This is a genomic window from Bradyrhizobium sp. Ec3.3 (assembly GCF_000472925.1).
Lineage (GTDB): Bacteria > Pseudomonadota > Alphaproteobacteria > Rhizobiales > Xanthobacteraceae > Bradyrhizobium.
In genome coordinates this window covers 49,330-58,059 of the sequence record NZ_AXAS01000057.1, presented here as the reverse complement: position 1 = coordinate 58,059, position 8,730 = coordinate 49,330, and the positions used below count along the sequence as shown (strand labels likewise).

At 60.3% G+C, this 8,730-nt stretch carries 11 protein-coding genes and 1 pseudogene; 3 read left to right on the top strand and 9 right to left on the bottom strand.

What is annotated here, in order from left to right; genetic code table 11:
* Together YUU_RS0136770 and YUU_RS0136765 are read right to left on the bottom strand one after the other, a co-directional pair.
* A pseudogene (locus YUU_RS0136770) lies at window positions 1-206 on the bottom strand (IS5/IS1182 family transposase); the annotation flags it as partial.
* A gap of 219 nt (window positions 207-425) precedes the next feature.
* Window positions 426-695 (bottom strand): DUF2312 domain-containing protein, encoded by a 270-nt coding sequence (locus YUU_RS0136765; RefSeq protein ID WP_027526807.1) that lies wholly within the window; start codon window positions 693-695, stop codon window positions 426-428.
* A 989-nt stretch (window positions 696-1,684) separates the two neighbouring features.
* Here YUU_RS0136765 and YUU_RS60510 point away from each other — a divergent pair.
* A complete protein-coding gene (locus YUU_RS60510) occupies window positions 1,685-1,858 on the top strand; it encodes a hypothetical protein (RefSeq protein WP_198031890.1) in 174 nt (57 codons plus the stop codon).
* A 188-nt stretch (window positions 1,859-2,046) separates the two neighbouring features.
* On the opposite strand, the gene YUU_RS0136750 is transcribed toward YUU_RS60510, so the two are convergent.
* The gene (locus tag YUU_RS0136750) at window positions 2,047-2,328 is read right to left on the bottom strand and encodes a hypothetical protein (protein ID WP_156944709.1); all 282 of its coding nucleotides are present in this window, start codon (window positions 2,326-2,328) and stop codon (window positions 2,047-2,049) included.
* A gap of 937 nt (window positions 2,329-3,265) precedes the next feature.
* On the opposite strand from YUU_RS0136750, the gene YUU_RS0136735 reads away from it, so the two are divergent.
* Entirely contained in the window at window positions 3,266-4,054 is a 789-nt protein-coding gene (locus YUU_RS0136735; RefSeq protein WP_027526804.1) for a transglycosylase SLT domain-containing protein, read from the top strand.
* Window positions 4,055-4,316: 262 nt separating this feature from the next.
* On the opposite strand, the gene YUU_RS0136730 is transcribed toward YUU_RS0136735, so the two are convergent.
* The 4 genes from YUU_RS0136730 to YUU_RS0136715 form a co-directional block, all read right to left on the bottom strand.
* Window positions 4,317-4,865, bottom strand: coding sequence for a helix-turn-helix domain-containing protein (locus YUU_RS0136730; RefSeq protein WP_027526803.1), 549 nt, complete (start codon window positions 4,863-4,865; stop codon window positions 4,317-4,319).
* A gap of 319 nt (window positions 4,866-5,184) precedes the next feature.
* Entirely contained in the window at window positions 5,185-5,382 is a 198-nt protein-coding gene (locus tag YUU_RS0136725) for a hypothetical protein (RefSeq protein WP_027526802.1), read from the bottom strand.
* Between the two features lie 48 nt (window positions 5,383-5,430).
* Window positions 5,431-5,727, bottom strand: a complete 297-nt coding sequence (locus YUU_RS0136720; protein ID WP_027526801.1) for a hypothetical protein — start codon at window positions 5,725-5,727, stop codon at window positions 5,431-5,433.
* A gap of 18 nt (window positions 5,728-5,745) precedes the next feature.
* Window positions 5,746-6,033, bottom strand: a complete 288-nt coding sequence (locus YUU_RS0136715; protein WP_027526800.1) for a hypothetical protein — start codon at window positions 6,031-6,033, stop codon at window positions 5,746-5,748.
* Window positions 6,034-6,204: 171 nt separating this feature from the next.
* On the opposite strand from YUU_RS0136715, the gene YUU_RS0136710 reads away from it, so the two are divergent.
* On the top strand, window positions 6,205-7,197 hold the full coding sequence (locus YUU_RS0136710) for a hypothetical protein (protein WP_027526799.1): 993 nt from the start codon (window positions 6,205-6,207) through the stop codon (window positions 7,195-7,197).
* 125 nt (window positions 7,198-7,322) lie between these two features.
* Here YUU_RS0136710 and YUU_RS60505 read toward each other — a convergent pair whose 3' ends face one another.
* The gene (locus YUU_RS60505; protein ID WP_198031889.1) at window positions 7,323-7,469 is read right to left on the bottom strand and encodes a hypothetical protein; all 147 of its coding nucleotides are present in this window, start codon (window positions 7,467-7,469) and stop codon (window positions 7,323-7,325) included.
* A 246-nt stretch (window positions 7,470-7,715) separates the two neighbouring features.
* Entirely contained in the window at window positions 7,716-8,636 is a 921-nt protein-coding gene (locus YUU_RS0136700; RefSeq protein ID WP_156944708.1) for a hypothetical protein, read from the bottom strand.
* Window positions 8,637-8,730 lie beyond the last annotated feature (94 nt).

Sequence of the window (8,730 nt, the reverse complement as noted above, 5' to 3'; positions counted from 1 at the left end):
AACTCGCTCAGGTCGAGCCCTTCAACATAGGCCCAGATTACCCGCACAGGATGATCCTGCCCGATCAGGCTGTCGATATCGACCGCCCGCAATTCGACCTGGTCGCGCAAGGGCTCACGCAGCCGAGGTGCTCCCCGCGGCACTGCTTCGGTTCGTGGCGCCGACTGTTCCGGCAACTCGCCAAAAAGTCTATCGTCAGCCATCATTCTCTCCAGCAAATCAATCTGCTTAGAGAATCATATCCACCTGACGCTCGATACGAAAAGAGTCACAGCCTCGTAGGATGGGTGACTTGTCCGCCGTAGCTCGACGAGCGAGGGCAGAAGCGATACCCATCAGCCCTCACGAAGATGATGGGCTTCGCAAGTGCTCAGCCCATCCTTCGCGCCGCTGTTTGGAGTCGCTCGAATTGAATCAGGCTGCCATCAGGCTGCCTTGGCGGCCTGTTCCGGCGCCGCCGTCTCCATCGCTCTCATGTAGAGATCAAGCAGGGTTTCTCGCTCGTCACGCTCGTCCTCGTCCTGCTTCCGCAGCTTGATGATCTCCTTGAGGATCTTCACATCGAAACCCTCGGCCTTGGCTTCCGAAAACACTTCCTTCTTCTGCTCGTTCAACTCCTGCAATTCGGTATCCAGATTCTCGATCCGCTCGACGAACGAACGAATTTTTCCGCCGGGAATGGTGACGTCAGACATGGTGCCTCCCTGTTGAATGAGGCCGTGAAAATGACTGCAAAGGAATGACCAATGTATTAACCGACGGACCTCGCACCGCACGCGGGTACCCGCGCAACTGACAAGGCATCTTCACGATCTTGCAGCCGATAGCATGGGTCGATCGAAGCTCAACGAGCGTAAGGCGGGCGGAAGCGTAACCCACCTCTTTGCTTTCGGTGCGCTGAGAGAAGTGGTGGGTTACGCCTTCGGCTAACCCACCCTGCGAGCCATGCAGGAAATTTGTTCTGCATCTGACTCTGCTTCGTTCTCAAAGAACGAATCGGAATCGCGCAAATCAGCCGACGGCAAGTCTTAACGTTCTATTTCTTACTGAGGCTTTGGGCTTGCCCACGGTGATGGTGGAGCGACTTGTCCACCGTAGAACGTAGGGTAGGTTAGCCTTGCGACTGCGCGAAGCGCAGCTCGTAGGATGGGTAGAGCGCAGCGAAACCCATCAATCACCGCGGCGAAGATGATGGGTTTCGCAAGAGCTCAACCCATCCTACGAACTTGCCGTTCCACTCCACGAAATGGCTCTTCGATATTCCCAGCCGCGACCATCTCCGCAAATGAGCCAACAACCGCTTCGGCAACGGCACGGGCGTTTGACGTTTCGTCGTCGCACGTTTAGCGCGAGCCGCACGAAGGCACGTTGTTTGTCTTGATGAATGAGCTTAGCAACGCCGGAATCGTCTTCACCGAAACCGGCGTGCAGTTCCGTAAGTGGCCGCCGAAGGCGTATGTGCCGGCGGGGATCAAGCAGCGAAGCAAGCGCTAGCGGTGCAGCACGCAAAAAAGGCCCCAGCTCTGGGGGGCTTTGGGGGTGAGCTGGGGCCGTACCGCCCTTGGGGAAGGGCATCGGTCTAACTTAGCAATCGCCCTGACGTTCCGGCGAGCATCGTCGAAAGTCTGTGGAACCAAATGCACGAATACTTATTAAAGGGCATCAATCGCAACGGAGCGATTTCATGCGTGACGAAGAGCTAGCTGCCAAAGCCCTCGGGGAGGCGCAACGTATTCTGGAAGAGTATCTCAAGCCCCTACCACGCACCAACGAACGCGTAATCCTCGATCAACTCGTCGAAGTGCTCGAACGTCCCGATCTTCTTGTTGCAGTCAGTCGGATGCAGCATGGCCGCTAGCGTCGTCGCAGTTCCGTTGCGCAAGCTTTGACCATTCGTCGGCTAGTGCAAGCCAAGCTTGCTCATCCGCCGAATTGCGCACTTCCGCTGCGCGCCGCCGGCATTCCTCTGCCATTTTCAAGTATCTTTCCACTCGGTCGGACATGACGGAGCCACACGGTGGTTAGCCAACGGGTTGCCGCGCGCGCTCAGCGTCTGGCAACGGCGATGTATGCGCTGCTCGCATCCGCCACTGGCGGCCCAACCGACAGCCAGACCCCGACAGCAATCAGAAGCGAGCAGCCGAGAGTCCACCGCATTAGTGGCATTACATCCATCATTGAAAGAGCAGCGGCATTGAAGCTTGGGCCGCCCGCAGCGAAGTAGATCGCGACGAGCGCGATAGCGGCAAATGCCGCGTAACCAAGAATTATCAAGCCGTCGTAGCTACGAACTAGGGACGGCATTGCTGAATGTTGTGCAATAGCCATGATCAAATTCCCACATTCGAGAAGCGCTTCATTGCGCGCCGCTGATTTTAGGACCGGTCCGAAAAATCAGTGTGAAGCAGTTCACGTCGGCACAAAAAAGAAACCGCCCGGTGGTGTGCCGGGACGGCTGCGGTGTGTAGCATTTCAACCAGCGCAGCGCGTAGGGTGGGTTAGCCTTGCGACTGCGCGAAGCGCATTTCGCTCGGCGTAACCCACCTCTTTCGTTTCCACGACGACAGAAGGGTGGGTTACGCCTTCGGCTAACCCGCCCTACGAAGTCCATCCGAGCTATTCTCTTCTCACCGCCCATCGATCGCCGTCGCGTCGCGGCGTGCCCGCCTTGCCGCTCGCCTCGCAGCTTTCCTCGCAACCCAGCGCGCGCGAAACTGCTTCGCGGCACGGAAGGTCCGCGGAGCGACGACCTGAAAGGCCATCGAGGCTATTCCGGCGACCACTCCCTTCACCACGTCAAACGCGAAATCGGGTCCAAAATACTCCCACATGACCCCGGTCCTTCATCGCGAAGGCGCCGCCGGCCAGACGTGAGCAGACACAAATGGAAAAGGCCCCGTCCGTCACCGGCGGGGCCTCCAGAAAATCCCTGTGCGCGTTGTTCAGCGCACGCGAAACCTCTCGGTACACCCGCTCAAGGTGAACTCAATGCGAAAGCTGCAAAGCATGGCCGTGAGCTTCTGGACGCGCATGACGAGGCTCCTGAGATTGCCGCATGCCCCTCTCACGGCCTGCGCCGGAGGCAGGGGCCAACATTCACGTGACACAACCAGACGGATCGGCTTCCGTCTGTGCGCCATTTCACACTTGTAGCTACATTTTCAAGCAAGCCCATGGGATGGTAGAGCGAAGCAACGCCCATCAAACTCGGTCAGGTCCGGGTTTCGCAAGGGCTCAACCCATCCTACGTGCTCCCGCGAGACGCATGTCAAGAAAACGCAAGAGCCGCCTTCGCAGCTTTCGGCGCGGCGCTCTGTGGGCGCGACGCAAGCTCGCGCGAGCGCCGCGAGCGGTTCGTATTGCTTGTGTCGCAGCGATCCTGCTTGCGGTCCTGGCGTTGACGAACATCGTCTATCACGTGGTCCGCAAGCCGACCGAGCTGTTCTTCCTTGTCGGCAACTCCCTCGACAAGGAGCCGGCCGAGACGTGGCGACAATACGGGCCGCTCTTCCGCAAGCATTCCACCGATACGATCACGCCCGAATTGCTGGCCGCGCTGGCGCAGGTCGAGAGTTCAGGCAATCCGGTCGCGCGCACCTACTGGCGCTGGCGATTGAGCCTCAATCCCCTCGCGCTTTACCAGCCCGCCTCCAGCGCCGTCGGCCTCTACCAGATGACCAATCCGGCCTATGCCGAGGCTATCAGGTTCTGTGTCCGTGGCAACGCGGTCACCGATAGCGGCTGCGGGTCTACCGGCTTCTATATCCGCGCAATCCCGAGCCACGCCATCGAGCTGGCATCGGTGTATCTGGACCGCAATGTAGCGGCGGTTCTTGCGCTGGCGGGCGATGTGAAGGCAAGCGCGCAGCAGAAGCAGGATCTCGCCGCGCTGATCCATCTCTGCGGCGCAGGTCCGGCGCTAGCCTACGCACGCCGTCACTTTCAGATGATGGCCGGCGAGCGCTGCGGCGATCATCTCGTTGCGGGCTATGTCTCCAGGGTCAACGCGATGAAGCGGCAATTCCTGCGCCTTGCGGCGGATGACGGCAATTAGGACCCATGCAGGAAATCTTGTTCTGCATCTGACTCTGCTTCGTTCTCAAGGAACGAATCGGAATCGCGCAAATCAGCCGCCGCCAAGTCTTAACGTTCTATTGTCCTGCCGAGGCTTTGAGTGAGCTCGCCCACAGTGATGGTGGAGCGACTTGTCCGACGTAGCTCGAAGAGCAAAGGCGGAAGCGATACCCATCAGTTGCCGCGGCGAAGATGATGGGTATCGCTTCGCTCGACCCATCCTGCGAGCTTTGCTGCCCCCACTACGCCGCGTCGACTTCCCCGGGCAAACCGCTTGGCGTCGGCCCTGCCACAAGCCCGTCGAGACTGACCTGCAGCAGATCGGCGATATGCATCAGCTGGTAGAGAGGAATGTCCACCTCTCCATTCTCGGCACGTGACACAAACCCGGGCGAGACGCCGATGAGCTCCGCCAACTGGACTTCGGTGTAGCCGCGAGTCTCGCGCGCACTTCTGACACGCGCACCAATCTGCCGCCTGTGCCGGGACTGCTCTTCCTCGGTCATCATGACGGCCTGTTCGTCCGGGCTCGCATATCCATCCACGAACGCGCTGCCGATCAGCCTCCCCTTGCGCCACGCGACCCGACAGTCCTTTCGCAGTCCGTTGCTGAAGACCAACGTGAATTGCTCCGGGATCCATCGCGAGCTGTTGAGTGCCTGGCGGGCGCCGGTGCCGGAAACATCGCGGATCGTACAGGGCACGTTGATGATGCGGCCGGTGCCGTTGTCGAATTCGATGATGCCGGTCCTCAGCGTGTGATGTCTGACTGCAGCACGATACTCGCTCATGACTCGTACGCTCCCGTAACCTGCGGCAACGTCGAACGGCGTAGCCGACGCATCCGTAAAATCCAGGCATAGATACCGCAGATTTTTTCCTTAATTCCTAAACCTCCATTGGTTCAACCGGGACTGGAAGCCATGGTAAAGGATTCCCTCCCAATCAATCTTTTCCGGCAGAATGTCTGCTGAGGGTAGATCGGCTCGCAACCCGTAGGATGAGCAGAGCGCAGCGAAACCCATCAATTGCCGCAGCGAAGATGATGGGTATCGCTTCCGCTCAACCCATCCTACAAGCTTTGCCTACCCTACAGACCTGCAGCCGTGGCTAGCCGGTTTTCTTGACCCGCAGCGCTTCGTGCGGGTGGCGACGATCGCCGCGCCGATTTGACTTGCGAACGTAGGTGACGAGGGCCTCGGGGTTCTCGAGCTTGATCTTCAGCGCCGCGACCAATGCATCCTCGGCGTCGATCGTGAGCGCCTTGGCGCGCATCCCGAGCTTCAACCCGACGGTATAGGATGTCATAGCAGGCTCCTCTGGCAGGCTCGATCGATGCTTCGAGACAAAACCGGATCACAAATGTTCTATCAGGGCCGGCGAACCCAGTTCGTCGAACCGAAACAGCTGAAAGACCCGCTGGCCGTTGAAGTCGAGGACCCTCAGATCATCGGTCTCGTGCAGATTGCTTTCGACCGCCTGAAAGTGCCCGCCGTAGCGCGCTCTCGCGAGCGCCAGGGGAACCTCGAAGCCGACGAACTTGCCGATCCCCTTGTTCCTGAGCACCTCAAGGAGCCTCTGGTCGTTCAGGGACTCGTGCGATGTAAGAATGAGCAGCGGCCCGCTCGCCGTGAGCAGCAAAAGCGATTTCATCGCATCCTCCTTTGCTCCCTACCTGATCTTCGCCAAACAATCCTTCAGGCGCTCCAGCTCCGAACGAACCTGCGTCTCCATGGTGTCTTGCAGTGCGCTTATGCCCCTGCTGGACAATTCCGCGGAGGCCTTCCTGTCCAGATTCTGCTTCCAGTCCCGGATGGCTTGCTTGGTGGCCCTTTGGGCCTCCGACGTCGCCTTGAGGTACTCCTTCATGCAGGCGTCGGCCATCGAGCATGTCTGGCAGTCCTGGGCGGAGGCCGGACTTGAAAGAAGCAGGGCGAGTATCGCGGTAAGGACTCTCATTGCACTTCCTCCACGCCATACCATAGCACAACGCACCGCGTGCCGAGGTCGCCATAAATTCTCCCACACCTTCGCGTTGTCTTGATCACGACGGCGGCGGGAACTATCCTCAGCAATCTCGGACTGCCGCACTCATTCCGTTGACGAACGGACTGAATGGAGAGCGCATCGGTGCCTGAGTCGCACGACCCCAAGCCTGACGACCCCATGCCGGACGAGCCCAAGCCGGACGAGCCGAAGCCGGATAATCCGCAGGGCCCGCAGCGCGCCGACGGCGAGCTGACGCGGGCCTATGAACGGATCAAGAGCGCCAATGAAGAACTCGCACGGCTGGACCGACTGGTTTCCGGATTGGAACGCGGCGACAGCCCGCCCCCGCCAGCCCCGCTAGTAGACGCCGGTGCGGAACGAGCCGACGCTCCTCCGGACAAAGCGCCGCCGCCGCCGAGCAAGGTTCGCCCTCAAGGCCTGAAAGCGGACCGGCCCATGCTGCGCGCCTTCGTTGGCCTGTTACTGGCGATAGGCGTCCTCGGTGCTGCCTTCGCTTCGCAATATCGCGACGAGGCCAAGGCGATCATGGCGCGATGGGCCCCGCCGGGCGCGAATCCGCCCCCGGAGGTATCAGAGATTCGCGGTCCGGCGCAGCCGCCAGCGGTCCAGCTGGCTGCTGCCGATGAGCCGACGTCCATGCCGGCACCGCCGGTCCCCAAGGACTCGGAAAAGCAAGCGACCAAGGAAGCGCAAAAGCAAGCCGAAAGCGCTCCGCCGGCCGCCGCCACACCGCCCGACCAGGCATCCGCCGAGCTTACGCAATCGCTCAAGACCATCACGCAGTCGCTTGCGAACATCAACGACAAGCTCGAGCAACTGAAGAGCCGTCACGAGCAAACGCTTCGCGAGCAGGCCGACGCCATTCAACAACTCAAGACGGCGCAGGAGAAAGATGCGGGGGACAATGCGCGCCTCGCCGCGCAGGTCCAGGCGTTGCAAGCGCAGCTTGCTGCGTCATCCGCGAAACCCGCCGCTCGGACCGTGATGAAGGAGAACGACACGGCTGCGCGCCAGCACATAGCCGCACCCGCACCTCGGCGGCCCAGGCCGCCGCGAGAACACTGGATGCCCCCGCCCTACATGATGGACCCTTACGGCTATCCGGAGTGGTGAGCCCTCACGATGGGTAGAGCGTATCCCGTAGCACGGGTGGAGCGAAGCGATACCCATCATCTTCACCGCGGCAAATGATGGGTTTCGCTGCAGCGAAACCCATCCTGCACCCTATGCACTTTCGCTCAGAAGAACCCCGGGCTGAGATCCAGCCCGTAGGTCAAGCTCAGCACGAACACGAACAGCGCGGCCGCGGCGAACAGCGCCATATGCCTGAGAATGAACGCACGCGGCGACGCGGTGGCAATGACAGCTTTCTGCGCAACGGGCATGACGGCCTCCAGTATGATTTCCAGAAATGACCGCTCAAAACGCGGCGGCCCCATCAAGCCGCGCGATCTGCAAAGCAACCATTAAGGAGATCACGTCCGTTTTGAACGGCCATACATAACGAGCCGCGCAGCAAGCGTAGCCCGTAGGATGGGTGGAGCGAAGCGATACCCATCGATCGCGGTTCGGAAAGACGATGGGTTTCGAAGAGCTCAACCCATCCTACAAGCGCTACCCCGCGCCTCGCATCACTTGCCCGCGGGCACCCAATCCACCGTGTTGAGGTCCGGCAGTTCAGGATGACGCGTGTCAGGCGTTTCGGTCCTGTAGAAATTGACAAGATCGCGAACGGCGACGAACTCGGCGTGGTGACGATCCCGCACCGGGCCGGGAATCGAGGCCAGGCCCGCGAAGACCGGTGCGATCTCGTTGAATTCTCCAGGCATCTGGTTTTCACCCTTGTCGCGAAACCGTCTCGCCTCGGCAAACACCGAGAGCCCGACCTTCCAGCACTTCTCCTGCACATCCTCATCCAGCGCGGCCGGCTTCAGGGTCAGCAGATAGGCCGGGCGTAAGGACCAGTAGTGGTTGCCATCGAGTTCGCGTGAGACCTGTTTCACCCAATCGGGATGTTTCTCGAGGCTCGCCAGAGTAGCCGTTGCGCCTCCCTCATTGTCGGGGTGGCGCACGATGTAGTCGACACTGGGAGAGATGGGCCAAACCACGGCAGCCAATGAAGCCGCGATGCCGATGACGAATACGGCGCGCGAGCCCAGATAGCCTCCCACCATCACGGTCAGAGGCAGCAGGATCATCAAAGAGCTAAAAAGCCAATGGAAAGGCGCAATGGAGTCGTCGAGGCGACGGAAGAGAATCTGGAACATGAAAATTTCCAGCACAATGAGTCCGACCATCGCCATGAGAAATCGCAGAATCCCGTAGGGCGCCCACGCCTGCAATCTTCCGTCGATCAGCAGGACGACAAACGCGGCTGACAGCGTCAGCCAGCGCAAAGGAGGCATGAGAACCATGATGCCGAGGCCGGCTTCCCGCCCCCCACCAAAGGGACTGGGCACGCCTGGTATTTGCTCCACAAGAGCCCAGAGCCACAGGGTGACCAGGAAGCTGGCAATCAGGAGCGACGCCGCGAGCGCGGTCTTCATATCCATCTGGTCACCTTGGTGATGAATGCGGATGAGCGTGGCGTGGCCCGGATCGAGCGCAGCGTAATCGGCGTATCGTCCCGCGGGCTCCAATTCCGGA

What these genes read in the sequence shown, in the direction of transcription:
- YUU_RS0136700 (WP_156944708.1), bottom strand. Translation starts at nt 8,636, where the DNA reads ATGGATATGAAGACCGCGCTCGCGGCGTCGCTCCTGATTGCCAGCTTC.
- YUU_RS0136735 (WP_027526804.1), top strand. Translation starts at nt 3,266, where the DNA reads ATGTCAAGAAAACGCAAGAGCCGCCTTCGCAGCTTTCGGCGCGGCGCT.
- YUU_RS60505 (WP_198031889.1), bottom strand. Translation starts at nt 7,469, where the DNA reads ATGCCCGTTGCGCAGAAAGCTGTCATTGCCACCGCGTCGCCGCGTGCG.
- YUU_RS60510 (WP_198031890.1), top strand. Translation starts at nt 1,685, where the DNA reads ATGCGTGACGAAGAGCTAGCTGCCAAAGCCCTCGGGGAGGCGCAACGT.
- YUU_RS0136765 (WP_027526807.1), bottom strand. Translation starts at nt 695, where the DNA reads ATGTCTGACGTCACCATTCCCGGCGGAAAAATTCGTTCGTTCGTCGAG.
- YUU_RS0136715 (WP_027526800.1), bottom strand. Translation starts at nt 6,033, where the DNA reads ATGAGAGTCCTTACCGCGATACTCGCCCTGCTTCTTTCAAGTCCGGCC.
- YUU_RS0136725 (WP_027526802.1), bottom strand. Translation starts at nt 5,382, where the DNA reads ATGACATCCTATACCGTCGGGTTGAAGCTCGGGATGCGCGCCAAGGCG.
- YUU_RS0136730 (WP_027526803.1), bottom strand. Translation starts at nt 4,865, where the DNA reads ATGAGCGAGTATCGTGCTGCAGTCAGACATCACACGCTGAGGACCGGC.
- YUU_RS0136720 (WP_027526801.1), bottom strand. Translation starts at nt 5,727, where the DNA reads ATGAAATCGCTTTTGCTGCTCACGGCGAGCGGGCCGCTGCTCATTCTT.
- YUU_RS0136750 (WP_156944709.1), bottom strand. Translation starts at nt 2,328, where the DNA reads ATGGCTATTGCACAACATTCAGCAATGCCGTCCCTAGTTCGTAGCTAC.